We start from the raw sequence: 24,471 nt of genomic DNA on the forward strand, positions 1-24,471 counted from the left end.
TCATCCTCCTGCGGGGGCGAAGGCCGGCATGACCTCGGCGGCGAAGAAGCGCATGACCCGCTTCATGTCCTCCAGCGGCATGGGCCTGGTGCTGCCGAAGTCGCACAGGAGGTTGCCGAAGCCGGCGTCCCTGAGCAGCGAGATCTGCTCGATCACGCGGGCGGGGTCGCCGATGACCTCCAGCTGCTCCCAGCGGAAGTCCGGCGAGACCGAGCCGCCCTTGAGGTAGCGGTCCTGGTAGTACTCGAAGCCCTGGGCGGCCTTGCCGGTCCTTGGGTCGATGGGCGCGCTGCGCTCGTTGAAGATGCGCGAGCGGTCGAAGGAGGCCTCGAACCTGGCCTGGTCCTCGCGGGCCCGCTCCAGCGTGGAAGCGACGTAGACGCTGCGGGCCACCACCAGGTCGGCGCCCGCCGGGTGGCCGGCCCGCGCGGCCGTCTCCCGCCAGGTCTCGGCCGCCTTGACGACCTTGCGGAACGTCGCCGCCGGGTCGGCCAGGACCGGCAGGCCGCGCTCGGCGTACATGGTGACGGTCTCGGGGGAGACCGCGGCCACGTGCAGCGGCGGGTGGGGCGACTGCAGCGGCCGGGGCGCGAGCGAGACCTCGGCGCCGGTCCGGTAGAACTTCCCCTCGTGCCGGTACGACTCCCGCGTCCACAGCCCGAGGATCACCTCCAGCGCCTCGTTGAACCGGTCGCGCGCCTCGGCCAGGTCGATCCCGAAGCCCTCGAACTCGAAGCTCTGGTACCCCCGCCCGATCCCCAGGTCGAGCCGCCCGCCGGAGAGCACGTCCACCTGCGCGGCCTCCTCGGCCACATGGACGGGGTTGTGCAGCGGCAGCACCACGATGCCGGTGCCGAGCCGGAGCCGGGAGGTGCGGGCGGCGGCGTGGGCGAGCATGGTGAACAGGTTGGGCGCCACGCCGTAGTCGCGGAAGTGGTGCTCGGCCAGCCGTACCCCGTCGAAGCCCAGCTCCTCGGCCAGCTCGATGAGCTCCAGATGGTAGTCGTAGACGTCCTTGAAGCTCTGCCCGTCGAAGCGGTGGAAGAGGTGGAAGGTCGAGAACTTCATGCGGCGGCCTCTCCGTATATAAACCAAGCGCTCGCTTGGGAGCGTATCACGCCGGCTGCCGCTCCAGGACCACCTCCTGAGCCGCCTCGCGCGGCCGCAGCACCGGCGCGAGCAGCGTGAGCGCCACCAGGATCCCGGTGATCAGCGCGAACGCCGCCGGGTACGACACGCCGTCGGCCACCCATCCGGTCACCGCCGGCGCGGTCAGCCCCGACAGGTACGTGATCGTCGCGACCCCGGCGACCCCCTCGCCCGGCGTGGGCCCCGCGTTCCCCGCCGCCGCGAAGACCAGCGGCACGATGACCGCGACCCCCAGCCCGACCAGCGCGAACCCGACGATGCCCAGGGCGGGCGTGCGGGCCAGGACCACCAGCACGCCGCCCGCGACCGCGATGATCCCGCCCGTCCTGACCGCCCGCACCGGGCCGGTCAGCCGCACCACCCGGTCGCCCAGCAGCCGGGCCCCGGCCATGCAGAGCATGAAGATCGTGTAACCCGCGGCGGCCACGCCGGGCCCGGCGTCGGCGACGTTGGTGAGGTAGACCGCGGCCCAGTTGGAGCTGGCGCCCTCGGCGAACGTGCCGCAGAAGCCGACCACGCCGATGGCCGCGATGGCACGCGAGGGCAGGGCGAACCGGCGCGGCGCGGGCCCGGCGGCGGCTCGCGGCCCGTCGGGCAGCAGCCCGCGCCCGGCGATCCCGCCCGCGGCCACCAGGACGGCGGCGACGGCTCCCAGGTGCAGGCGGGCGTCGATGCCGGCGTGCGCGGCCAGGGTGCCGAGGCCGCCGGCCGCCAGGCTGCCGACGGCCCACATGCCGTGCAGGCCGGAGATGACCGGCTTCTTCAGGTGCCGTTCGAGCGTGACGCCGTGGGCGTTCATGACGACGTCGCACATGCCCGCCGACGCGCCGTACAGCAGGAAGATGGCGAACAGCCAGGCGGGGCCGGGGGCGAAGGCGGGCAGGGCCAGGCCGCCGCACCACAACGCGAGCAGCGCGCGCGTGGTGGCGCGGCTGCCGAACCGGTGGGCCAGGCGGCCGGCCAGCGGCATCGCGGCGAAGGCTCCGATCGAGGGGCAGAGCAGCGCGAACCCGAGCATGCCCGCGCTCAGGTGGACGTGCTCCTGGAGCCACGGGATGCGGGTGGCGAAACTGCCGGCGACGGCTCCGTGCGCGGCGAAGACGGCCGCAATGGCGCGATGAGGGCTCATGGCCAGAAAAACTATCAGGCAACCTTCCTGATGAAAAGAGCTATCAGGGAGCCTTCCTGACTATTATGGGCGGCGTGAAGACCGCGACCCCGTCCATGGCCCGTGCGATCAACGACCGGCTCGCCCTCGACCTGCTGCTGGAGCACGGTCCGCTGACCGCCCCGCAGCTTCGTGAGCTGACCGGCCTGTCCAGGCCCACCGTCTCCGACCTGATCGAACGGCTCAAGGGCGGCGGCCTCGTCGAGGAGGCCGGCGAGCGCGGCGAGGACCGGCGCGGCCCCAACGCCCGCCTCTACGCGCTGGTCGCCGGCCGGGCCCACGTCGCCGGGGTCGACCTGCGCCGCACGGCGATCAAGGTCACGGTCGCCGACCTCACCGGCCACGTGGTCGGCTCGGCGGTCCGCGAGATCTCCGGCGACCTGGCCGGCCTCGTCGCGGCCACGGTCGCCGAGGCCGCCGCGGGCCGTCCGCTCGACAACGTGGTCATCGGCGCGCCCGGCCTGGTCAAGCCCATGGACGGCGAGCTGGCGGTGGCCAACGACGTGCCCGGGTGGCGGCCCGGCCTGGTGGGCGCGGTGCGCGAGCGGCTGGGCGTGCCCGTCGTCCTGGAGAACGAGGTGAACCTGGCCGCCGTCGCCGAGCTGCGCACCGGCGCCGCCCAGGGCAGCGACGACTTCGTGCTGCTCTGGCTGGACGACGGCATCGGCGCCGCGGTCGTGCTCGGCGGACGGGTGCGGCGCGGCGCGTCGGGGGGTGCGGGCGAGATCGGCTTCCTCGACGTGGAGGGCACGCCGTTGTGCATCCTGCTCCAGAACACGACCCGGCCCGAGGAGCTGGCGCGGCGGGTCGCCAAGGGCGCCTTCGCGTTCGTCACCCTGCTCGACCCCGGCCTGGTGGTGCTCGGCGGGGCCACCGGCCAGGAGGGCGGCGACGAGCTGGCCGAGCAGGTCGCCGTCCGGCTGCGCGAGCTGTCGCCCGCGCCCACCGAGGTCAGGGCCACCCGGGTCGGGGGCGACGCGGTATTGGAGGGGGCCGTGCTGACGGCCCTCGACACGGCGCGGGACAACGTCTGGTGACCCGCGCCGCGTCAGAAGGTCCGGCTCAGCGGACCCGGCTCACTGGACGGCGGCGGGCTCGCGCAACGGCAGGCGCACCTCGAACCAGGTCTCGCCCGGCACGGAGCGCACCTTGATCTCGCCGCCGTGCCGCCCGGCCACGATGCGGTAGGAGATGTCCAGGCCGAGCCCGGTGCCCTCGCCCACGCTCTTGGTGGTGAAGAACGGCTCGAAGATCCGGTCCTTGATCGCGTCGGGCACGCCGGGGCCGGTGTCGCCGATCTCCACGATCGCCTCGTCCTCGTCGTGGGCGGTGCGGACGGTCAGCGTGCCCTCCTCGCCCATGGCGTCGAGCGCGTTGTGGATCAGGTTCGTCCACACCTGGTTGAGCTCGCCCGCGTAGCAGGGGATGAGCGGCAGCGTGCGGTCGTAGTCGGTGACCACGCTGACGCCCGGCGGGGTCTTGCCGCGGAAGATGGCGATCGTGCTGTCGAGCAGGTCGTGCACGTCGATCATCTGGAACGGCGCCCGGTCCATCTGCGAGTACTGCTTGGCCGAGCGGATCAGCGAGGTGATGCGCTCGGTGGCCTCGGTGACCTCGTTCAGCATCTGGGAGATCTCGACGGCCTCGGCCAGCCAGTGGAGGGCGGCCGGGGTGTGCTGCTCGCCCACCTTGCCGCGGATCTTCTGCAGGTACTCGGCGGTGAAACCGGCGTTGACCAGCGCGGGAGCCAGCTCCCACGCGTCCTCGACGCCGACGTCCTCCAGCGCCTCGCCCAGCTCGTCCTCGGCGTCGGAGATCTCCAGCGGGGAGCGCTGCGGCTGGTTGCCCAGGTTGCTCGTGCACGCCTCCTGGGCCTCGATCAGCGTGCGCAGCTTCTCCGGCGGGATGCCGGCCTCGGCCAGCTGGGCGAGCTGGATGCGGGACGCCTTGATCAGCGAGCGCAGCTCGCTCACCGCGCGCACGGCCGCCGCCGCCGGGTTGTTCAGCTCGTGCGTGAGCCCGGCCGTGATCGTGCCGAGCGCGGTCAGCCGCTGCCGCCGGTCGATGATCTCCCGCTGCATGCGCCCGCCCGACATCATGCCGTCGAGCAGGTGCATCGCCATCGGGAACCACTCGGCCACGATGTAGGCGAACTTCTTGGCGGGCAGCAGGAAGATCCGCGAGGGCGCGGTCGCGCGCAGCGTGTGCTGGTAGGTCTCCGGCGCCCGGTCGCCCAGGTACGCCGAGGTCGCGCCGCCGTAGACGCCGGGCTGGGAGGCGCGCGGCATGGCGACGGTGCCGGCGCTGACCGTCTCGTTGATCATCTGCACCTCGCCCTCCAGCAGCACGGCGAAGCACTCGGCCGGCTCGCCCTGCCGGACGATGTCCTCGTCCTGGGCGAACGAGCGCACCCGGCCGCTGGCGGCCAGCTTGCCGAGCTGCTCGTCGGTCAGCCGCTCGAACAGGAAGAGCTTGCGCAGTTCGTCGATGTCGACGGTGTCGGTCATTGCTTCTCCAGATAACGATGCACCAGCGCGACGGCCATCGCGCCCTCACCGACGGCGGAGGCCACCCTCTTGATCGACTCGGCCCGCACGTCCCCCGCGGCGAACACGCCCGGCACGTTGGTCTCCAGGTAGTAGGGCTCGCGGCGCAGCGCCCAGTTGCGCGGACGCCGGCCGCCCTGCACCAGGTCGGGCCCGGTGAGCACGAACCCCTTGGCGTCCCGCTCGACCGTCTCGCCCAGCCACGACGTGTACGGCTCGGCCCCGATGAACACGAACAGGTACTGGGCGTCGACCGTGCGCTCCTCGCCCTTGGTCGACAGCGTGAGCCGTTCGAGGTGGTCGTCACCGGCGCCGGCGACGACCTCGGTCAGGAGGCTGACCTCGATGTTGTCGATCGCGTTGATCTGCTCGATGAGGTAGTGGGACATGGACTTCTCCAAACCATCACCCCTCACCAACAAATGGACCTTGCGTGCGAATCCCGCCAGGTAGACGGCCGCCTGCCCGGCCGAGTTGGCCGCGCCGACGATGTAGACCTCGTTGTCCTTGCACGCCGGCGCCTCGGTCAGCGCGGCGCCGTAGAAGACGCCCCGGCCGACGAACTCGTCCAGGCCGGGCGCCTCCAGCCGCCGGTAGGTGACGCCGGTGGCCAGGATCACCGCGTGGGCGGCGATCTCCCCGCCGTCCTTGAACCCGATCACCCGGGCCTGCCCGCGCGGCTCCAGATGGGTGACCTTGCGCGCGCTCAGCAGCTCGGCCCCGAACTTCAGCGCCTGCCGGCGCGCCCGGTCGGCGAGCTGCTGCCCGGACACGCCGTCGGGGAAGCCGAGGTAGTTCTCGATCCTGGAGCTCTGGCCCGCCTGGCCGCCCGAGGCGTGCGCCTCGACCAGCACCGTGTTCAGCCCCTCCGACGCGCCGTAGACCGCCGCGCCGAGGCCCGCGGGCCCGCCGCCGACCACGATCAGGTCGTAGAAGTCGGTGGCCGGCGTGGTGGACAGCCCGACCGCGGTGGCCAGCGTGGCCTGGTCGGGGGACTCCAGCGTGGTGCCGTCCTCGGTGACCACCAGCGGCAGGTGACAACCCTCGCCGGCCGCCTTGACGAGCTGCGCGCCCTCGGGGTCCTCGGCCAGCATCCACTGGTAGGGCACATGGTTGCGGGCCAGGAAGTCCCGCACCTGGTACGAGCGCGCCGACCAGCGGTCGCCCACCACGCGCAGCTCGGGACGCGCCGTCCGGTCGGTCCGCATCCAGGCGTCGAGCTGGCCGTCGATCACCGGGTAGAACTTCTCCTCCGGCGGGTCCCACGGCTTGAGCAGGTAATGGTCGAGGTCGACCACGTTGATCGCCTGGATCGCGGCGTCGGTGTCGGCATAGGCGGTCAGCAACACCCGGCGCGCGTACGGGTACATGTCCATGGCGGCTTCGAGGAACTGCACGCCGTTCATCTGCGGCATCCGGTAGTCGGCCAGGATCGCCGCCACCTCGTCGCCGCGCAGCCGCATCTCCTTGACCGCCTCGATGCCGTCGTGGGCCGCCTCGGCGCGGACAATCCTGTACTCATGGCCGTACCGGCGCCTGAGGTCACGAGCCACCGCCCGCGACACCCCCGGGTCGTCGTCAACCGTCACGATGACCGGCTTGTCCATTCCCCTACCTTCTCCCCAATGGTCCCTAAGGGAAGGATGTCATGCACGCGTGGGTTGGTGAGCACTCGCTCATATCATGGGCGGATGAGCACCCGTGAGCGCATCCTCGACGCCGCCGAGCAGGCCATTCGGGAGTTCGGCATCTCGGGCGCGACCACCCGGCGCATCGCCCAGGCGGCCGGCTGCTCCGAGGCGCTGCTCTACAAACACTTCGCCGGCAAGGAGCAGATGTTCCTCGCGGTCCTGCTCGAACGGCTGCCCGCGCTCGCGCCCGCGCTGGCCCGGCTGCGGCTGAGCACGGGCGAGGGCGACCTGGCCGACAACCTCACCCGCTTCGCCCTGGCGGCGCTGGAGTTCTACACCGAGGCCGCCACCATCGCCTCCGGCATGCTGGCCGACCCCTCGCTGCTGGCCCGGTTCAAGCACATGCTCGTCACCACCGAAACCGGCCCCCACCTGCCGATCAGGGCGCTGGCCGAGATCCTCGACGGCGAGCGGGCCGCGGGCCGCGCCGACCCCGGCCTCGACCCCGGCGCGGCGGCCGCCCTGCTGATGGGCGCCTGCTTCCACCGGGCCAACCTGTCCTACTTCGTCGACCCGGCCGACAAGGACGAGGAGTGGGCGGCCGGCGTCGTCGCCACCCTGCTCAGGCGATGACCCGGCCGGCGCCGCCGTCGACCAGCATCGAGACGCCGTTCACGTACGAGGCCCGCTCGCTGGCCAGGAACGCGATCACGTCCCCCACCTCATCGGCCTGCCCGACTCGCCCGACCGGCACCGCCCGGCCGCGCTCCTCGACCACGTCGTCGCCGCCCGACATGCCGCGCAGGCGTTCGGTGTCGATCGCCCCCGGCAGCACGTTGTTGACCAGCACGCCGTCGCCGCCCACCTCGCGGGCCAGCGTGCGCACGAGCCCGGCGACGGCCGGGCGCATGGCGTTGGACAGCGCCAGCCCGTCGATCGCCTCGCGGACGGACGAGCTGGTGACGGTGACGATCCGGCCCCAGCCGCGCGAGCGCATCTCCGGCAGCACCGCCTGGATCAGCCGGACGGTGCCGAGCAGGTTGCGCTGCACCGCGACGTCCCAGTCCTTGAGGCCGACCTCGTCGGAGCGGCCGGTGGGCGGGCCGCCCGCGTTGGCCACCAGGATGTCGATCGGGCCGAGCACGTCGCGCGTCTCGTCGGCCACCCGCTGAGCCGCCGCCGGGTCCTCCACGTCGGCCAGCACGGCGTGCACCACGTGGCCGAACTGCTGCAGCTCCACCACCGCGTCCGCGAGCCGTTCGGGGTTGCGCGCGCTGACGCACACGTCGCAGCCCTCGCGCGCGAGGCTCTTGGCGGCGGCCAGGCCGATGCCCGCGCTGCCGCCGGTGACCAGGGCGACCTTGCCCGAGATGCCGAGATCCATAAGCCGACTATAGTGACGGGCCGATCAGTCAGGCCGCACCCGGGTCAGCTTGTCCGGGTTGAGTACGCCGTAGAGCCCCTGGATGCGGCCGTCGCGCACGTCGAGGGCGATGAGCTGGTCGGTCCCGGCCACGTGCGTCCACAGGGCGGGGCGGCCGTTGGCCTCGACGAGGCGCGCCCGGCTGAAGTCGTAGCGGGCCAGCAGGCCGCCGATGAAGCCGCTGACCTTGCGCCGGCCCTGGATCGGCCGCAGGGCGGCCCTGACCTTGCCGCCGCCGTCGTTCCACATGACGACGTCCTCGTGCAGCAGCTCGGTCAGCGCGTCGAGGTCGCCGCCGCCGGCCGCCTCCATGAACTTCGTCAGCAGCCTGGCGTGGTCCTCGTTCGTCGGGGTGAACCGGTCGCGGCCCTGCGACACCCGGACCGAGGCGCGGTGGTGCAGCTGCCGGGCGTTGGCCACCGACGAGCCGACGATCTCGGCGATCTGGTCGTACGGCAGCTCGAACGCCTCCCGCAGCACGAACACCGCCCGCTCCGGCGGCGACAGCTTCTCCATCAGGTGCAGGGTCGCGAACGAGACGGTGTCGCGCAGCTCGGCCGTGTCCAGCGGCCCGGCCTCGCCCGTCGCGACCGGCTCGGGCAGCCACGGCCCGGTGTACGCCTCCCGCCGCACCCGGGCCGAACGCAGCTGGTCGAGGGCCAGCCGCGAGACCACGGTCAGCAGGAACGCGCGCGGCTCCCTGATCTGGCTCCTGTCGGTGCCCTCCCACCGCAGCCAGGCCTCCTGCACGACGTCCTCGGCGTCCCACATGCTGCCGAGCAGGCGGTAGGCCAGGCCCAGCAACATCGGGCGGTATTGCTCGAAGTCCACGTCCGGCATCATGCCCTGTCGCCCGGCGGGGCGAGTCGGCGGGGCGGCCCGGTGGAGGGGCTCGGTGGGTGGTCAAGGCGGGCCGGGCGTGATGGGCTGGGGGCGTGGCGAGAAATCTGATCCTGTCAGGAGGGCTCTTCCACGACTTCGCCGCCACGTCGGCCGTGCTCGCCGACGTGCTGGGCGAGGTGGGCGTCGAGTCCGAGATCACCGAGGACATCGCGGGCGCGCTGAGCGAGCCGCCGGAGGTGCAGCTCATCACCGTCAACGCGCTGCGCTGGCAGATGGGCCAGGAGCGCTTCGCCGACCTGCGCGGCGAATGGCGCTTCGCGCTGCCCGCCCAGGCCCGCACCACGCTCCTCGACCATCTCGACCGGGGCGGCGGCCTGCTGTGCATGCACACGGCCGCGGTCTGCTTCGACGACTGGCAGGGCTGGCCGCGGGTGCTCGGCGGTTGCTGGAACTGGCCCAAGTCCCACCACCCGCCCCTGGGCTGGACCGGCGTGCGGGTGCACGGCGCCGCCCACCCCATCGTGGCGGGCCTGCGCGACTTCGACCTGGTGGACGAGGTCTACAGCGACCTCGACGTGCTGCCGGACGTGCGCCCCCTGGCCTCCTCGCACGGCCAGCCGCTGGTGTGGGCACGTCCGGTGCGCCGCGGCCGGGTGGTCTACGACGCGCTGGGGCACGACACCAGGTCCTACGACAACGAGGTCCACCGGACCCTGCTCCAGCGGGCCGCGTCGTGGCTGCTGAAACGGCCGGTGGGCGACACCGGCTGACGTGTCCGGTTCGGACAAGACCCGAGCTCGCGCGGCGGGCACGATGGCCCCATGAACGTCAATCTCTCGGCGGTCGCCGGGTTCCTGGCCACGCACGCGCGGGTCCTGGACCGGCGCCGCTTCCACTTGCTCATGGAGGAGACCGGCCCGGCCTCCGTGCTCGACGCCCTCGACGCCCTCGACGCCTACCGCAACCCCGACGGCGGCTACGGCTGGGGCCTGGAGCCCGACCTGCGCTCGCCGGAGAGTCAGCCGGGCGCGGCGCTGCACGCCTTCGAGGTGTTCGAGGAGATCGGCCCCGACACCGCGCCGCAGGCCGTCGCGCTGTGCGACTGGCTGGAGTCGGTGACGATGCCCGACGGCGGGCTGCCGTTCGCGCTGCCGCTCACCCTGGCCGACGGCACCGCGCCCTGGTGGGCCGGCGCGGACACGAGCACCTCGTCGTTGCAGATCACGGCCGTCTCCGCGGCGGCGGCCCACGGTGTGGCCGCCCACGACCCGGCCGTGGCCGCGCATCCGTGGCTGGAGCGGGCCACCCGCTACTGCCTCGACGCGATCCAGGCGCTGGACGGACGGCCGCACGCCTACGTGCTCTCCTTCGCCGTGCGCTTCCTCGACGCCGTGCACGGGACGCGGCCCGAGGCGGCCGGGCTGCTCAAGCGGCTGGCCGCGCACATCCCCGAGGACGGGCGGGTGCCCGTGGAGGGCGGTACCGCGGAGGAGCGGCTGCACCCCCTCGACTTCGCGCCCTACCCGGGGCGGCCGGCGCGCGGGCTGTTCGCCCCCGAGGTGATCGCCGCCGACCTCGACCGGCTGGCCGGGACGCAGCAGGAGGACGGCGGCTGGGTCGTGGACTACGCGCAGATCTCGCCCGCCGGCGCGCTCGAATGGCGGGGCGCGGCCACCGTGCGGGCCGTCGAGATCCTGCGGCGCAACGGCGTGCTCTGACCGGCCCTGACCGGCTTTCGGCCGGCGCTGACCGCTAGCGCTGCCCCACCCGGCGGGCCGACTCCGACTCCTGGGCCATGCGGCGCAGCGTGTCGAACGCCTTGCCGTACAGGACGGTGCCCAGCACCAGGGCCTCCACGGCGGCGTCGCGCGGCCCGTCGAAGGGGATGGTGTCCATCTCGACCTCGGTCACCAGCCTCCTGACGGCCTCGACGTACGGCGTGAGGTCGACGCGCAGGCCGAGCTGGCGCATGCGGACCACCGTCTGCGCCAGCTCGTCGCGGGTGGGGGCGTCCGCGGCGACGGTCCAGCCGAGCTCGTCGAGCAGCCGGTCGACCTCGGCCCTGGCGGTCCGCCACTCCTCGTCCTGCTCGGGCTCGACGACCGGGCCGAGCGCGTAGTGCGCGATCCCCAGCATGTGGTGGATGGGCAGCGTCTCGTCGTCGACGGCGGCGATGACCTGCTTGATGGCGGCCACGGGGAGCCTGCCCACCTCCAGCAGGGCCCGGATCAGGCGCAGCCTGCGCAGATGGGACTCGTCGTACTCCGCGCGGGTCGCGGCGGTCTGCTCGCCCTGGTGCAGCATGCCCTCACGCAGGTAGTACTTGATCGTGGGGATGGCGACACCGGATCGGGCGCTCAGTTCTGAGATGCGCATCGATAGATAATAGCGCTATCCAGAGCGGGCGACGTGGCGGGCCGCGCTCACCACCTCGTGCACGTCGGCCTGCCGGTTCCACAGGAAGACCGCCTCCAGCGGCGGCACGTCCTCCTTGATGGGGACGAAGGTGAGCGCGTCGGGCACGGTGCTGCCCTCGTGGACGCACAGGCTGTAGCCGGCCCCCGCGCCCACCATGTCGATCACCAGGTCATGGGTGGCGGCGGACGGGCCCAGCCGGGGATGCAGCCGATGCCGGACGAACCCCTGCAGGAACCGCCGGGCCCCGGCGACCGCGTCCGACTCCGGCATGATCAGCGGCTCGCCGGCCAGGTCCGCCAGCGACAGCGCCTCCTGCCCGGCCAGGGGGTGGTCGCGGGGGAGCAGCGCGCGGACCGGGAAGCGGTGGACGAGCATGCGGGCCACGCCCCTCGGCAACGAGCCGGGGGCGTAACCGAGGCCGGCCTGCAACGTGCCGTCGGCGATGGAGACCATCTGCTCGGCCGTGCTCATCGGCGCGATGCGCACCGGCACGTTCTGGAGCTGCGCGAGCAGGCGGGCGGCCACGTCGGCCAGCCCGTCGGCCACGCCCAGCCGGGCGGTGCGGCCCCTGCCGCGGGCGGCGGCCACGGCTCGTTCGTAGGCGTCGAGCGCGACCGTGGCCTGGGCCAGGAACGCCTCGCCCGCCTCGGTGAGCCGCACGCCGCTGGACGAACGGCTGAACAGCTCGACGCCTATCTCCTTCTCCAGCGCCCTGAGCTGTTCCGACAGCGTGGGCTGCGCGATGTGCAGCGCGGTCGCGGCGCGGCGGAGGCTGCCGGCGCGCGCGATCGCCATCGCGTATCTGACGTAGCGCAGATCCATCTCTCACCTCGGGGTGATGATGATGGGCTATCGGCTGATCACCTCTCCGTATTACAAGACGGGGCAGCCCGCGTGAAGACATCCAGTCACGGCTTATGCCTTCCCGCTGCTCAGGACCTCGCCCAACCTGGCGGCGAAGGCCTTCGGACGGAAGACGCCGCCGTTGTGGCCGCCCGGAAACTCCGCGTACGGCACCCCCAGCGCCTCGGCCAGCAACACCCCGCACCGGTACGGCATGATCGGCCCCGTGCTCACCCCCACGGCGGGCACCAGGCGGTCGGCGACCGACCTGAGCGCGGCCAGGTCCAGCCGGTGGCGGCGCACGGCGGGGGCGTCGTGGGTGAGGAAGAACTCCAGGTTCGCCTGCCGCTGCCGGCCCGGCCGGGGCAGCACGGCGTCCTGCTCGCGGTCGGCCGGGTCGATGCCCGCCATGACCGCGAACTTGGCCAGCGCGGCGAAGGCCCCCTCCGCCGCGAACGTCTCCTCCACCTCGCGCTGCGCCGCGTCGGCCGCCGCCCGCTCGACCTCGGGCAGCAGCTGGACGGCGGGCGGCTCGTGGGCGACCAGCAACCGCACCTGGCCGGGGTGCCGGGAGAGGTGCTCAAGGGCGATCAACGCGCCGATGCTGCTGCCGTAGACGTGGGCGGGCTCGGTGGTGAGCGCGGCCAGCAGCCGGTGGACGTCGTCGGCGTGGGTGGCCAGGGTGGTCGGCCGCGCGGGGTCGTCGACCGTGCTGGCCGACAGGCCGCGCCGGTCGTAGGTGAGGACGGTGTAGCGGTCGGCCAGCCCGTCGGCCAGCGCCGCGCTCGCCCGCGAGTCGCCGTCGCCGCCCGCGACGAGCAGCAGGAGTGGGCCGGTGCCGCGCAGCTCGTAGTGGAGGCGGGCGCCCGGAACGGTCAGCATGCTCGTCCTCGATTCCCTCGACGTTGCGCTACAGGTATACACGCCCATCTGCCGAGCAAGCGCTTGTCTCGTCGTGTTATCGTGATCGCCGAGCTGGAGGGGGCGGGATGCAGTCCTTCGCCGGGTGCGCGGCCGTGGCCGGGATCGGGATGACCGCGCTGACCAGGCAGTCCGGGCGCACCGAGCTGGAGCTGGCCGCCGAGGCGTGCCGGGCCGCCTGCGCGGACGCCGGGATCGCGCCCGGCGAGGTCGACGGGCTGCTCAGTTACCACATGAACGACTCCGCGCCGGTCGTCCAGGTCGCCCGCGCGCTGGGGATCGAGCGGCTGCGCTGGCACAACGACATCTCCGGCGGCGGGACGCAGGCGGCGTCCGTGCTGGGGGACGCGGCCATGCTGATCCACGCCGGCGTGGCCAGGAACGTCCTGGTCTTCCGGGCGCTCAACGGGCGGTCCGGCACGCGCATGAACACCGCCTCCACCGGCCCACTGGAACGCCACACCTACGGCCTGGCGGGGCCGATCCCGCTGTTCGCCATGGCCGCGACCCGCTACCTGCACGACACCGGGCTCACCGCCGAGCACCTGCACGCCGTCGTCGACCAGTCCAGGCGCAACGCCGCCGCCAACCCGCGCGCCCTGCGCCGCGAGCCCCTCGGCCTGCCCGCCTACCTGGCCAAACCGTACGTCTGCACGCCGCTGCGCACCGCCGACTGCTGCCTGGAGACCGACGGCGCGTGCGCGCTGCTGGTGAGCGGCGTCCTGGACGGTCCGCGCATCCGGGCGGTCGTCCGCGGGGGCGGGCCCGGTTGCTCCTCCATGGACCGCTCGCCGGACGTGACGGCCGTCTTCTCCGCGCACGTCGCGCCGCTGTTGTGGGCGGCGTCCGGGATGCGGCCCTCGGACGTCCGGGCGGCGCTGCTCTACGACGCCTACTCCTGGCTGGTGCCCCGGCAACTGGAGGACTTCGGGCTGGCGGCACGGCAGGACCTGGGGGCGTACCTGCTGGAGCGGCGGCACGCCTGGGTGAACCCGCACGGCGGCCTGCTGTCGGAGGGGTACGTGCACGGGCTCAACAACGTGGCCCAGGCGGTGCGGGAACTGCGCGCCGGGCGCGAGACCGCCCTGGTGACCGGCTTCGGCGGCAGCTACGGCAGCGCGGCCCTCCTCACGCGTTGAACGTCAGGGGGGCGAGCGTGAACGCGGCCCTCCTCACGCGTTGAACGTCAGGGAGCGAGCGTGAACGCGGCGTGCGAGCTCCTGCCGTCGTCGCCGGGCAGCACGCCGCGGGCCGCCAGCCAGGCCGCCGCGCCCGCCGCGTCGCGCGCCGTGCGCACCCGCTCGCCGGACAGCCGCGCCAGCACGGCCCGGCGCACCGGCCCCTCGCTGGTCAGCACGCTGCCCGCGAGCACGACGTCGCCCGAGACGTGCACCCTGCGCAGGGTGGCCACCAGACGGTCGGCGGCCTCCTCGGCGACCTTGAGCGCCATCGGGTCACCGGCCTCGGCCGCCCGGCTGACCAGGGTGGACAGCGCGGCCAGCCGCATGTGGTCGGCCTGCGCGAGCCGTACGAGCCGGTCGGCGACCGCCCGCGGCGACCCCGGACGCTCCTCGCCCAGGAAATGCTCCACGACGAGCGCGACCAGGCCGCCCGGCTCGCCCGTCGCGCCCCGGTCGAGGGCGCGGACCACGGCCTTGGCGGCGGCGCGGCCGATCCAGAAGCCCGAGCCCTCGTCGCCCAGCAGCCAGCCGAGCCCGTCGGCGATCGTCTCGATGCGGTAGCCCGTGACCCTGGCCGCGACCGCGCCCGTGCCCGACAGCAGCAGCGAGCCGTCGGGCTCGGCGGTGCCGGCGGCGTAGGCCACCGCCACGTCGCGCTCGATCCGGGGGCCCGCCTCGATGCCCTGGCCGGCCCACACCCGGGCCAGCTCGGGGACCAGCGTGTCGACCTGGCCCGCGACCCCGGCCAGCGAGGCCACGACCTGGCCGCCGTCGTGCGACCCCAGCGCCTGGCCGAGCGCCGTGCCGATCGCCGCCACCGCCTTGTCCAGGCCGTGCGCCGATGGGTTTCCGGCGCCCGCCCGCGCGTAGCCGACCCGGATGCCGTCGAGGGTGTGGACGGAGACGCGCGTCGAGGTGGCTCCCGCGTCGACACCGACCACCAGCGATTTGGTCACGGTCGAATTCTGGGGGTTGACGTGACCGGGAAGCAAGAATAATTTTCGCCAGAAGACCGAGTATTCGGAAGGAATATTCGTGACTTCAGGAGCCCTCGGGCGCGTCGAAACAGAACTGCCCGGTCTGCCGGAGGCGTTGCGCCGGGTCGGCGAGGTGATACTCGGCGATCCCGCCGAGGCCGCGCGGTCGACCATCATCGCGCTGGCCGAGCGCGCGGGCAGCTCGCCCGCCACCGTGACGAGGTTCTGCCGGGCGTTCGGCTTCTCCGGCTACGCCGAGCTGCGGGTCGCCCTCGCCACGGAGACCGGCCGGGCCGCGCAGGCCGGCTGGGGCGCGGGCGTCGGGCACGAGATCGGCCCCGACGACCCGCTCGACTCGGCCATCGAGGTGATGGCCGCCGCCGACGCCAGGCTCATCCAGGACACCGCCGCCCAACTCGACCTCGCGGTGGTCGCCCAGGTCGCCGACGCCGTCGTCAGGGCCCGCCGGGTGCTCCTGATCGGCGTCTCCACCAGCGGGAACGTCGCCACCATGCTCGAAGGCAGGCTGCGCCGCATCGGCATCCCGTGCTGGAGCGCCGGCGACGCGCACGTGGCGCTGTCGGAGGCGGCGCTGCTCGGCGCGGACGACGTCGCCATCGGCATCAGCCACCGGGGCCGCACCCGCGAGGTCATGGAGGCGCTGGCCGAGGCGGGCAGCCACGGCGCGACCACGGTCGCCGTCACCTCCTTCGCCCGCTCGCCGCTGGCCGAGCTGGCCGGCCTGGTGCTGACGACGGCCAGCAGGGAGACCACGTTCCGGCTGGGCGGGCTGGCGGCCGTGCACTCGCAGCTCTTCGTGCTCGACGCCGTCTACGTGGCGGTCGCGCAGCGCACGTACGAGCGCACCAACGAGGCGTTCGAGCTCACGATCAGCGCGGTGGAGAGCCACCGCGTGGAGAGAGGCTGACATGCGGTACGCGCCCACGGCCCTCGCCCTCGCGGGACGGGTCGCCGAGAGCCAGGCGGAGCCGGTGCGCCGGGCCGCCGCCCTGATCGTCGCCGCGCTGCGCGCCGGCGGGGTGGTCAACGCGTTCGGGTCGGGGCACTCCGAGGCCATCGCCATGGAGATCGCCGGACGGGCCGGCGGCCTGGTGCCCAGCAACCGCCTCTCCCCGCGCGACCTCGTCCTGTACGGCGGCCGGCCGCCGAGCGTGCTCACCCCGGAGCTGGAACGCGACCCGGCCGTCGCCCACGCGATCTACGACCTGGCCCCCGTCGAGCCGCAGGACGTGTTCGTCCTGGTCTCCAGCTCCGGCGTGAACGGCACGGTCGTGGAGCTGGCCACGCTGGTCAAGGAGCGCGGCCACCCGCTCGTCGCGATCACCTCGGTCGCGCACAGCACGCGCATGACCTCGCGCCATCCCTCGGGCGGCAAGCTCATGGACCTGGCCGACGTCGTGCTCGACAACGGCTCCCCGTACAGGGACGCCGTCCTCGACCTGCCGGACGGCGGCACGTACGGCGCGGTCTCCACGATCACCTCGGCGCTGCTCGCGCAGATGGTGGTCACCGAGGCGGTGGAGGAGCTCGTCGCCCTGGGCGAGCGGCCCCCCGTCTACCTGTCGGTCAACGTGACCGGCGGCGACGAGCACAACAAGGCCCTGGAGAGCCGATACGCAGGGCGAATACGACGAGGATCATGAACATCTAGGAGCCATCAATGTCTGACACCCCCCATATCAGCCGTCGTCAACTCCTGCGCGGCGCGGCCCTCGTCCCCGTCGCGGGGGCGCTGGCCGCCTGTGCCACCCCGGCCGCCAAGCCCACGGCCACCACCTCCTCCGCGCCGGTGGCGACCAGCGCGGCCAACCCGTTCGGCGTCGCGGACGGCAAGCCGCTGGAGGTGTGGATCTTCGACGGCGGCTTCGGCCAGGACTACGCCAAGAACATCCACGAGCCGCTGTTCAAAGCGAAGTACCCGAAGAGCGAGATCAAGCACAACGCGACCAAGGAGATCACCAAGGTCCTCCAGCCGCGGTTCGCCGGCGGCAACCCGCCGGAGGTGATCGACAACTCCGGCGCCAACTTCATGGACTTCGGCGCCCTGTCCCAGGACGGCCAGCTCCAGGACCTCACCGCCCTGCTCGACGCGCCGAGCTGGGACGACCCCGCCGTCAAGGTCAGGGACACCATCGACCAGTCGGTCATCGACATCGGCACCTACGACGGCAAGTTCAGCGTGCTGGGTTACGTGAACTACATCCACGGCATCTGGTACTCACAGAAGGTGTTCAGGGACAACGGCTGGGAGATCCCCAAGACCTGGGACGAGTTCGTCAAGCTCTGCGAGACGATCAAGAAGTCCGGCAAGATGGCGCCCTTCACATACGCCGGCAAGTTCCCCCAGTACCTGTACGAGCCGCTGCTGACCATGGCCGCCAAGATCGGCGGCAACGAGGTGCTGGTCAACATCGACAACCTGGAGGACGGCGCCTGGACCACCGAGGCCATGAAGACCGCCGCCGCGGCCTGGGCCGAGGTGGGCGCCAAGTACCTCATGGAGGGCACGACCGGCCTCGACCACGTGCAGACCCAGACGGCCCAGAACAAGTACAAGGTGGCCATGTTGCCGTCCGGGTCGTGGCTGGAGAACGAGCAGAAGAGCACCACCCCGCCCGACTTCGAGTACGGCATGTTCCCGATCCCCGACGTCACCGGCTCCGACAAGATGCCGTACGGCACCCTGCACACCCAGCCCGGCGAGAACTTCATGGTCTCGGCCAGGAGCGCCAACCCGCAGGCGGGCATCGAGTACCTGCGCGGCATGTTGTCGAAGAAGGCGGCCGGCGACTTCAGCGAGATGGTCAAGACGGTGACCGCGGTCAAGGGCGCGACCGAGGGCCGTACGATCTCGCCCGGCGTCACCAGCGCATCCAAGGCCGTCGCCGACGCGGGCGCCAACACCGTCTACTACCGCTGGAACACCTGGTACGGCCAGCTCAAGGACGAGGGCATCGCGGCCACCGGCGAGCTGATGTCCGGCGGCCTGACGGCGGAGAAGTACCTGGAGCGCATGCAGAAGAAGGCCGACGAGATCAAGAACGACTCCTCGATCAAGAAGTTCAAGCGCTGATGTTGTTCAACAGGTATCGCCGCGGGCTGTTCATCACCGCGTTCCTGGCAGCCCCGGTGATCCTCTATCTCGTCTACGTCATCTCGCCGCTGCTCCAGGCGTTCCGCATCGCGATGACCGACTGGCGCGGCGTGACGGCCACACCGAACTTCATCGGGCTGGACAACTTCGTCCGGCTGTTCAAGGACGGCGTCTTCTGGAAGGCCGTCAGCCACAACGCCATGCTGCTCGTGCTGCTGCCGCTGCTCACGATCGTCATCGCGCTGTTCTTCGCCTTCCTGCTCAACGTGGGCGGGCGCAAGGGCTCCTCGGGCATCGCGGGCTCGAAGTTCTACCGCGTGGTGTTCTTCTTCCCACAGGTCCTGGCCGTGGCCGTGGTGGGGGTGCTGTTCCAGCAGGTGTTCCGGCCCGACGGCAGCGGCATGCTGAACGGGCCGCTGATCGCGCTCGGCGCCAAGCCGGTCGGCTTCCTGTCCGACCCCGGCGTGGCCTTCTGGTCGGTGCTCGGCGTGCTGGTCTGGCAGGCGGTCGGCTTCTACGTCGTGCTGTTCTCGGCCGGGCTGGCCTCCATCCCGCGCGACATGTTCGAGGCGGCGCAGATCGACGGCGCGGGCCGGTTCAGCCTGTTCTTCCGCATCACGCTGCCGCTGCTGTGGGACACGATCCAGGTGGCCTGGGTCTACCTCGGCATCCTGGCGCTCGACGCGTTCGCGATCGTGTGGGTGATGACCGACCAGCACGGCGGCCCCGACTGGTCGACCACCGTCATGGCCGCCGAGATCTACCGCAACGCCTTCCAGTACTTCCGCTTCGGCTACGCCTCGGCCCTCGGCGTCATGATGTTCTTCTTCACCGTCGGCTTCGCCATCCTCTCGCTGCGCCTGTCACGCCGCGAACGAATCGAGTACTAGATGACAACGACGACCACGTGGACGGTGGCGAACTCCCGCAAACTGGCCCGCCAGGAGCGCCGGCGACGGCTCGGGCCGATGGCCGTGCTCTCCCACGTCGCGCTCCTGGTGTGGACGGTGCTCGTCGTGGTGCCGATCCTGTGGACCTTCCTGGCCTCGGTGAAGAGCGAGGACGAGATCTTCGGCGAGGCATGGGGGCTGCCGGCCAAGCTCAACTGGGACAACTTCGCCCGCGCCTGGGAACAGGCGCACATCGGGCAGTACATGCTCAACAGCGTCATCGTCGTCACCTTCAGTGTGGCCGGGACGATGCTGCTCGGCTCGATGGCCGCGTACGTGCTGGCCCGCTACCCCTTCCGCGCCAACCGGCCGATCTACTTCCTGTTCGTGTCCGGGCTGGCCTTCCCGGTGTACCTGAAGCTGACGCCGCTGTTCTTCGTCGTGCAGAACATGGGGGCGGTGCCGCTGGTGGGGCCGTACATCGGGCTGAACACGCACGCGGGGCTGGTGCTGGTCTACATCGCGTACTCGATGCCGTTCACGGTGTTCTTCCTGACCGCGTTCTTCCGTACGCTGCCCACGGCGGTGGGGGAGGCGGCCATGGTGGACGGGGCCTCGCACACCCGCGTGTTCTTCCAGATCATGTTGCCGATGGCGCGGCCGGGCATCATCAGCATCACGATCTTCAACGTGCTCGGGCAGTGGAACCAGTACCAGCTTCCGCTGGTGCTGCTCCAGGACCGGGACAAATGGGTGCTCACGCAGGGGATCGCCGACATCTCCACGTCGGCGGGGTACGACCAGGACTGGTCGGCGCTGTTCGCCGCCCTGACGTTGGCGATCCTGCCGATGCTGGTGGTCTACACGGTGTTCCAGCGCCAGATCCAATCCGGCCTGACCTCTGGAGCCCTCAAATAGGGCCTTTGGGCCAATGGTCTTCGCCGATGGGCGCTTCGCGCCTCGGGAGCTCAGGCAGTTCTTCTTGAGGCGCCTGTCGGCGCAACCCCCGCGCCTGGCGGCGCCATGGTCCGGCCCGCTCACGACCGGCTACCGGGTTGCCCCTGGGCCCCGCCGGGAGGCTCCATCACAGTCGGCATGGGGTCGCCGTGGACGGGCGCGAGCGTCGTTCCGCTTCCACGAGACATCGACGACAACGGAATCCAGGTCAATCGATATGAGGATGCCTCTGCTCCAGATAGTCGATGAGCTGCCGCCACTGGGTCGGATGGATGTCGAGCGTGTGCAGTTCGCCCGGCTCGACCCAGCGCACGTCGCTCGCCTCGTCGTTGGCCTCCGGACGGCCGCCGACCGGGCGGGCGATCAGCATCACCTCGTACTCCTGGCGGACCTCGCCGTCGGTGTAGGCCACGATGTGGCCCGGGTCGGAGTAGACGCCGAGGAGGCCGGTGGGCTCGACGCGGACGCCGGTCTCCTCCTCCGTCTCCCGTACGGCGCACTGTGAAGGGGTCTCGCCGATCTCCATCTTGCCCATCGGCAACGCCCACTGACCGGTGTCGCGCCGGCGCTGCATGAGGATGCGGCCGGCGTCGTCCACGGTCACCGTCCCGCAGGCCGGCACCAGGCTGTTGGCCTTGGGGGCGTCCGGGGCGTTCCAGTACTCGACTCGTCCCATGGGGAATGGCTCCTCAGACTTCCGCGCCGGACCACGGAACGGCTCCGGCCCAGACTCGCTCGAAGGATGACATGTAGTGCTCAGCCATCGTCCCCCCGTCGAGACGATGGAAGTGGAAGGTCGGGTTGGCGGAGGCTGGTTCGCCGTACGCGTGCGGGTTGACCAGGATGTCGTCGTCGTAGCGGAACAGCGAGGCGTACAGAGTGGTCGCGTGCAGACGAATCTCGCAGCCATCCAGGTCCGGCAGCGTCCGGTAGTAGGTCAAGGATGAGCGGATCTTGGCGGGCAGCGTTCCGCCCAGCCCTTCCTCGCGATCTCGCGTCTCCACCGACTGCGCGTCGGGGTCGCCGAAGCACAACCTGATCGCGACACCGCGCTGTGCGATCTCGGTGAGCAATCGGGCGATCCTGGGTTGTGTCTGAGCGTAGAAGGTTCCTGAGAAGACGAGAACGTCCACCCGCTCCTGAGCGTCGGTGAGGAGCCGAAGCCACAGCTCGCGAGGCACGCTGGCACGGTCGGGAAAGACCTCCACGAGTTCGGACCGGTTCGCCCTGCCGCGGCGAGCCCCGCTGCTTTCCAGCACGTCGGGCCACAGGTACGTCTCGTCGGCGGTCAGCAGCTTCGCCGCAGCCCACCTGTGCCTTCGGTGCGGAACACGGCCGGTGTTGATCCAGCGTTCGACTGTCTTGGGCTCGACGCCGCAGGTCTCGGCCAGGTCCTCCAGGGCCACACCATGACGGAGCATCGCTGTGCGTAGGCGCTCGTTCACGCATCCAGTGGACGCGAACGTCCGGGACGTTTCAAGGCCGTCCCGGGACGTTTCCGTGTGCCGTGACACGTCCCGGCAACGGGCTGCGGCGAGGTTCAAAGGTCCCCTCCATTTGGCTTCACTTGGCGTACCGGGACCGAAAGTCATTGGAGGCAGGCGCGGAGTGAATCCACAACACACACGATCTCGCCCGTGGGTCATGACGTCGCTGGACGCGGCCGAGCAGTTGCGGCGGGAGCTGGCGCAGCTGAACGTGCCTGGCGACGTACGTGACGGCTTCGGGATGGCGCTCGTCTCCGTCTGGGTCGGACTCGTCGTCTGGTGTCGCCCCGACGGGTTCTGGTGGCGTACTGGCTGGGAGCCGGAACGCGAGCGCGCCTACGACGCATGGCACCCACTTCCGGAGCCGGGAAGAGCAGCACGGCGCGTCGCTTTCCGTTACGCGGAGCTGCGCCGTTCGCATGAGCGTCCCGCGCTGACCGCGGGAGCGCGGCCATGAGCCTGACCGTGCAGCAAGTGCTCGGCAGGTTTCCCGGCTGGCGGATCATCGACGTGACCGGCGGCTGGGTCGCGTTCCGCGTCCCCCTCGTGTCCCGTGACAGCGGGCTCTCCAACGTCCGCTGCGGGGCGACCCTGGCGGAACTGGCCGGGAACCTCCAGGCCGAGAGCAGGCTCCACGAGTCGCGCTCACCCACGACGAGCAACTGATCAGACGGAGGCCGCCCGGGCACGCCATGCCTGTCCCGCCGCCCCCGAAGCAGTCGTTCTCAGAGTTTTTTCTGGCAGGAGGAGCAGCGAATGGGTGTGGTGCGGGCGCACCACCGTGAAGTGCCGGCGATCGAGCGTGGCCACCTCTGGCGTGTTGAGCCGTTCGGCGATCGCTATGACGGAGGCGTCGACCGCGCCCAGGGGCAGGTTCGCATAGGCGGCGACCAACCTGCTCATACGCCGAAGGTCCTGCTCAGTGAGATCGACCAAGTGCAGACCTGCCCCGAAGGTTCGCAGGAACGAAGCCTCCGCTGAACTGCCCTGCCGCCTCTCCACCAGCTGACACACCTCATGGTGCCTGTCTTAGCTGTTGAGCGCCGCGACCAACGGGCCTGTGTCAAGGACGATCACAAGGGGTGATTGTCCTCCGCCCGCAGGATCTCCTCGGCGCGTTCCGCGACATCCGGCTCCGCCTCGAGCATCCCGATGAACGGCAGGTCCCGCACCGCCTGCTGCTCGTCGAGCTGATCCCGGACCAGACGGAGCAGAGGCGCGACCTTCTCTTCGGGCAGCCGGTCCACCAGGTGATGAAGTTCGTCGCGCATCACGCTCATGCCATCCAGGCTACGAGACATGAGCGTCCTGAGCCTGGGACACCCTTGTCCTGGCAGGGGAAGGTCGTTCCGTCGAGCTCCGGCTCGCCGGAGTAAGGCCGACCGGGCAAGCAGCACCTCGTCGATGACGGCGCCGAAGCACCATCTGATCGCGACGCCGGCCTACCCCTCAGTGACGGCCTTGTGGACGTCGCTGAGGAAACGCTCGATGGTGGCCTGTTCCGTGGTGTCGTACCGGCCCATGAGGGCGACGATGTCCTGGATGAGCGGGCCGAAGAAGCTCCAGCCGAGCGTGACGGCGCTCTCGTCGACCTTCAGCAGCACCCGCCGCCGATCCCGGGTGTCGCGCTCCCGGCGGACGTGACCGAGCCGTTCCAGACGGTCCACCACCGCTGTGGTGCCCGCGCTGTTGAGCCCGAGCTGCGTGCCCAGCGTTCCGGGGGTGGCGGGGGCGCCGGTGCGGGCGGAGTCGAGGAGGCAGATGAGGGCGCGTACGTCGGTCGGGTGCAGGGCATGCGCGGCGGCGAACCGCTCGCCCATGCGGTCGAGTTCCACGGTGACGGCGCGCAGCAGGTGGACCAGCCGCATCCCGGCGTCCTGATCGTCCACGTTCCCGGCGTCCTCCCGCGGCATCGTCATGCCACCAGTATGGCATTATCTCGCCCAACGAGATTGTTGCTGAGCAAGCTATTTAGCGAGGTGCGGCATGTCCGACTTCCTCTCCGCGTACGACGCGGTCCTCGAACGCTGGCCGGTTCCGGTCGAGCCGATCGACCTGCCCTCGGTGTACGGCACGACCCGGGTGAACGCGTGCGGCCCCGCGGACGGCCCGCCGCTGGTCCTGTTGCACGGCGGCGGCACCACGGCGGCGATGTGGTTCGCCAACGTCGCCGAGTTCGCCCGCCGCCATCGCGTCTACGCCGTCGACCGCATCGGCGAGCCGGGACGGAGCATCCGGGGCGAACGCCCCCCGCGCAACGTCCACGACCTGCTCGCCTGGCTGGACGGCGTGCTCGACGGCCTCGGGATCGACAGCGCCGCGGTGTGCGGACACTCCTACGGCGGGTGGATCGCCCTGACGTACGCACTCCACGCACCCCGGCGGGTCCGGCGGCTCGTCCTGCTCGACCCGACGCAGTGCTTCGGCGGGTTCCGGGCGGGATACCTGGCCCGCGCCCTGCCCACCCTGCTGCGGCCGACGGCCTCGCGCGCGCGGGCCTTCCTGGAATGGGAGACCGGCGGCGCGCCCGCCGACCCCGCCTGGCTGCGGCTCTACGGCCTGGCCGCGGAGTTCCCGGACACCAAGATCGTCACCGGGAGGCGTCCCGGGCCCGGATCGCTGCGCGCGCTCACCACGCCGGCCCTCGTGCTCGTCGCCGGACGTGGCAAGGCGCACTCCCCGCACCGCGTCGCGTCGGCCGCCGCCCGCCTGCTGCCGGGCGCGCGGACCGCGGTGCTGCCGCACCTGTCCCATCACGCGATGCCGTGGCACCAGCCCGCCGACCTCAACACCCGCGTCGTCGACTTCCTGGACGGACGAGCTGCCTGACCCGACGTCGGCGCTCACGTGGAACCGCGCCCCTCGCAGGCTCGCAAGGCGTCCTCCCGGAGGCGCGCGAGAGCGCCCGTCCCGCCACGCCGG

The 24,471-nt window shown here is 71.6% G+C and carries 28 protein-coding genes; 13 read left to right on the forward strand and 15 right to left on the reverse strand.

All coding sequences use genetic code 11. The annotated features are described in order from the left end of the window. Together ABZ444_RS23620 and ABZ444_RS23625 are read right to left on the reverse strand one after the other, a co-directional pair. Positions 1 to 1,068 carry an LLM class flavin-dependent oxidoreductase gene (locus ABZ444_RS23620; protein ID WP_358000539.1) on the reverse strand — a complete coding sequence of 356 codons (1,068 nt, stop codon included), beginning with the start codon at positions 1,066 to 1,068 and terminating at the stop codon, positions 1 to 3. 46 nt (positions 1,069 to 1,114) lie between these two features. Then, a complete protein-coding gene (locus ABZ444_RS23625) occupies positions 1,115 to 2,278 on the reverse strand; it encodes an MFS transporter (RefSeq protein ID WP_358000542.1) in 1,164 nt (387 codons plus the stop codon). Positions 2,279 to 2,352: 74 nt separating this feature from the next. On the opposite strand from ABZ444_RS23625, the gene ABZ444_RS23630 reads away from it, so the two are divergent. Beyond that, entirely contained in the window at positions 2,353 to 3,354 is a 1,002-nt protein-coding gene (locus ABZ444_RS23630) for an ROK family transcriptional regulator (RefSeq protein ID WP_358000545.1), read from the forward strand. Positions 3,355 to 3,393: 39 nt separating this feature from the next. On the opposite strand, the gene ABZ444_RS23635 is transcribed toward ABZ444_RS23630, so the two are convergent. Beyond that, positions 3,394 to 4,824 (reverse strand): ATP-binding protein, encoded by a 1,431-nt coding sequence (locus ABZ444_RS23635; RefSeq protein ID WP_358000548.1) that lies wholly within the window; start codon positions 4,822 to 4,824, stop codon positions 3,394 to 3,396. Continuing rightward, entirely contained in the window at positions 4,821 to 6,470 is a 1,650-nt protein-coding gene (locus ABZ444_RS23640) for an FAD-dependent oxidoreductase (protein ID WP_358000551.1), read from the reverse strand. The genes ABZ444_RS23635 and ABZ444_RS23640 overlap by 4 nt, the downstream gene beginning before the upstream one ends. An 84-nt stretch (positions 6,471 to 6,554) precedes the next feature. On the opposite strand from ABZ444_RS23640, the gene ABZ444_RS23645 reads away from it, so the two are divergent. Then, a complete protein-coding gene (locus ABZ444_RS23645) occupies positions 6,555 to 7,127 on the forward strand; it encodes a helix-turn-helix domain-containing protein (protein ID WP_358000554.1) in 573 nt (190 codons plus the stop codon). Here the strand turns inward: ABZ444_RS23645 and ABZ444_RS23650 are convergent. Together ABZ444_RS23650 and ABZ444_RS23655 are read right to left on the reverse strand one after the other, a co-directional pair. Next, the gene (locus ABZ444_RS23650) at positions 7,117 to 7,878 is read right to left on the reverse strand and encodes an SDR family oxidoreductase (protein WP_358000557.1); all 762 of its coding nucleotides are present in this window, start codon (positions 7,876 to 7,878) and stop codon (positions 7,117 to 7,119) included. The genes ABZ444_RS23645 and ABZ444_RS23650 overlap by 11 nt on opposite strands. A 24-nt stretch (positions 7,879 to 7,902) precedes the next feature. Then, the gene (locus tag ABZ444_RS23655) at positions 7,903 to 8,748 is read right to left on the reverse strand and encodes an RNA polymerase sigma-70 factor (protein ID WP_358000560.1); all 846 of its coding nucleotides are present in this window, start codon (positions 8,746 to 8,748) and stop codon (positions 7,903 to 7,905) included. Between the two features lie 104 nt (positions 8,749 to 8,852). On the opposite strand from ABZ444_RS23655, the gene ABZ444_RS23660 reads away from it, so the two are divergent. Together ABZ444_RS23660 and ABZ444_RS23665 are read left to right on the forward strand one after the other, a co-directional pair. Beyond that, on the forward strand, positions 8,853 to 9,530 hold the full coding sequence (locus ABZ444_RS23660) for a ThuA domain-containing protein (RefSeq protein ID WP_358000563.1): 678 nt from the start codon (positions 8,853 to 8,855) through the stop codon (positions 9,528 to 9,530). Positions 9,531 to 9,581: 51 nt separating this feature from the next. Continuing rightward, on the forward strand, positions 9,582 to 10,478 hold the full coding sequence (locus tag ABZ444_RS23665) for a hypothetical protein (RefSeq protein ID WP_358000567.1): 897 nt from the start codon (positions 9,582 to 9,584) through the stop codon (positions 10,476 to 10,478). 34 nt (positions 10,479 to 10,512) lie between these two features. Here ABZ444_RS23665 and ABZ444_RS23670 read toward each other — a convergent pair whose 3' ends face one another. The 3 genes from ABZ444_RS23670 to ABZ444_RS23680 form a co-directional block, all read right to left on the reverse strand. After that, positions 10,513 to 11,136, reverse strand: coding sequence for a MerR family transcriptional regulator (locus tag ABZ444_RS23670; protein WP_358000568.1), 624 nt, complete (start codon positions 11,134 to 11,136; stop codon positions 10,513 to 10,515). A 15-nt stretch (positions 11,137 to 11,151) separates the two neighbouring features. Further along, positions 11,152 to 12,000 (reverse strand): LysR substrate-binding domain-containing protein, encoded by an 849-nt coding sequence (locus tag ABZ444_RS23675; protein WP_358000571.1) that lies wholly within the window; start codon positions 11,998 to 12,000, stop codon positions 11,152 to 11,154. A gap of 93 nt (positions 12,001 to 12,093) precedes the next feature. Continuing rightward, positions 12,094 to 12,903: an alpha/beta hydrolase gene (locus ABZ444_RS23680; RefSeq protein WP_358000574.1), complete on the reverse strand. Its 810-nt coding sequence runs from the start codon at positions 12,901 to 12,903 to the stop codon at positions 12,094 to 12,096. A gap of 107 nt (positions 12,904 to 13,010) precedes the next feature. On the opposite strand from ABZ444_RS23680, the gene ABZ444_RS23685 reads away from it, so the two are divergent. Beyond that, the gene (locus tag ABZ444_RS23685; RefSeq protein WP_358000576.1) at positions 13,011 to 14,081 is read left to right on the forward strand and encodes an acetyl-CoA acetyltransferase; all 1,071 of its coding nucleotides are present in this window, start codon (positions 13,011 to 13,013) and stop codon (positions 14,079 to 14,081) included. A gap of 47 nt (positions 14,082 to 14,128) precedes the next feature. Here ABZ444_RS23685 and ABZ444_RS23690 read toward each other — a convergent pair whose 3' ends face one another. Continuing rightward, entirely contained in the window at positions 14,129 to 15,079 is a 951-nt protein-coding gene (locus ABZ444_RS23690; RefSeq protein WP_358000579.1) for a BadF/BadG/BcrA/BcrD ATPase family protein, read from the reverse strand. 79 nt (positions 15,080 to 15,158) lie between these two features. On the opposite strand from ABZ444_RS23690, the gene ABZ444_RS23695 reads away from it, so the two are divergent. The 5 genes from ABZ444_RS23695 to ABZ444_RS23715 are packed head-to-tail and all read left to right on the forward strand — an operon-like array spanning position 15,159 to position 20,023. Continuing rightward, entirely contained in the window at positions 15,159 to 16,028 is an 870-nt protein-coding gene (locus ABZ444_RS23695) for a MurR/RpiR family transcriptional regulator (RefSeq protein ID WP_357983927.1), read from the forward strand. 1 nt (position 16,029) lies between these two features. Next, complete coding sequence (locus ABZ444_RS23700; RefSeq protein WP_358000582.1) at positions 16,030 to 16,764, forward strand: SIS domain-containing protein; 735 nt, start codon at positions 16,030 to 16,032, stop codon at positions 16,762 to 16,764. A gap of 17 nt (positions 16,765 to 16,781) precedes the next feature. Continuing rightward, complete coding sequence (gene ngcE / locus ABZ444_RS23705; protein ID WP_358000586.1) at positions 16,782 to 18,194, forward strand: N-acetylglucosamine/diacetylchitobiose ABC transporter substrate-binding protein; 1,413 nt, start codon at positions 16,782 to 16,784, stop codon at positions 18,192 to 18,194. Then, positions 18,194 to 19,105 (forward strand): sugar ABC transporter permease, encoded by a 912-nt coding sequence (locus ABZ444_RS23710; protein ID WP_358000589.1) that lies wholly within the window; start codon positions 18,194 to 18,196, stop codon positions 19,103 to 19,105. The genes ngcE and ABZ444_RS23710 overlap by 1 nt, the downstream gene beginning before the upstream one ends. Then, positions 19,106 to 20,023 (forward strand): carbohydrate ABC transporter permease, encoded by a 918-nt coding sequence (locus ABZ444_RS23715; RefSeq protein WP_352363084.1) that lies wholly within the window; start codon positions 19,106 to 19,108, stop codon positions 20,021 to 20,023. Between the two features lie 247 nt (positions 20,024 to 20,270). On the opposite strand, the gene ABZ444_RS23720 is transcribed toward ABZ444_RS23715, so the two are convergent. Then, entirely contained in the window at positions 20,271 to 20,738 is a 468-nt protein-coding gene (locus ABZ444_RS23720) for an NUDIX domain-containing protein (protein WP_358000592.1), read from the reverse strand. A gap of 13 nt (positions 20,739 to 20,751) precedes the next feature. Further along, positions 20,752 to 21,507 (reverse strand): XRE family transcriptional regulator, encoded by a 756-nt coding sequence (locus ABZ444_RS23725; protein ID WP_358000595.1) that lies wholly within the window; start codon positions 21,505 to 21,507, stop codon positions 20,752 to 20,754. Positions 21,508 to 21,706: 199 nt separating this feature from the next. Between ABZ444_RS23725 and ABZ444_RS23730 the strand changes: the two genes are divergently transcribed. Beyond that, entirely contained in the window at positions 21,707 to 22,006 is a 300-nt protein-coding gene (locus tag ABZ444_RS23730) for a hypothetical protein (RefSeq protein WP_358000598.1), read from the forward strand. Then, entirely contained in the window at positions 22,003 to 22,215 is a 213-nt protein-coding gene (locus tag ABZ444_RS23735) for a hypothetical protein (protein WP_358000601.1), read from the forward strand. The genes ABZ444_RS23730 and ABZ444_RS23735 overlap by 4 nt, the downstream gene beginning before the upstream one ends. Here ABZ444_RS23735 and ABZ444_RS23740 read toward each other — a convergent pair whose 3' ends face one another. From ABZ444_RS23740 to ABZ444_RS23750, 3 genes are all read right to left on the reverse strand, one after another. Then, positions 22,216 to 22,563, reverse strand: coding sequence for a PIN domain-containing protein (locus tag ABZ444_RS23740; protein WP_358000604.1), 348 nt, complete (start codon positions 22,561 to 22,563; stop codon positions 22,216 to 22,218). Between the two features lie 59 nt (positions 22,564 to 22,622). Beyond that, positions 22,623 to 22,829: a hypothetical protein gene (locus ABZ444_RS23745; RefSeq protein WP_358000608.1), complete on the reverse strand. Its 207-nt coding sequence runs from the start codon at positions 22,827 to 22,829 to the stop codon at positions 22,623 to 22,625. A 162-nt stretch (positions 22,830 to 22,991) separates the two neighbouring features. Beyond that, the gene (locus ABZ444_RS23750) at positions 22,992 to 23,468 is read right to left on the reverse strand and encodes a MarR family transcriptional regulator (RefSeq protein WP_358000611.1); all 477 of its coding nucleotides are present in this window, start codon (positions 23,466 to 23,468) and stop codon (positions 22,992 to 22,994) included. A gap of 67 nt (positions 23,469 to 23,535) precedes the next feature. On the opposite strand from ABZ444_RS23750, the gene ABZ444_RS23755 reads away from it, so the two are divergent. Next, entirely contained in the window at positions 23,536 to 24,378 is an 843-nt protein-coding gene (locus ABZ444_RS23755; protein ID WP_358000613.1) for an alpha/beta fold hydrolase, read from the forward strand. The last annotated feature ends 93 nt before the right edge of the window (positions 24,379 to 24,471 follow it).

Origin of the sequence: Nonomuraea sp. NPDC005730 (assembly GCF_040630865.1) — a bacterium.
Taxonomy (GTDB): domain Bacteria; phylum Actinomycetota; class Actinomycetes; order Streptosporangiales; family Streptosporangiaceae; genus Nonomuraea.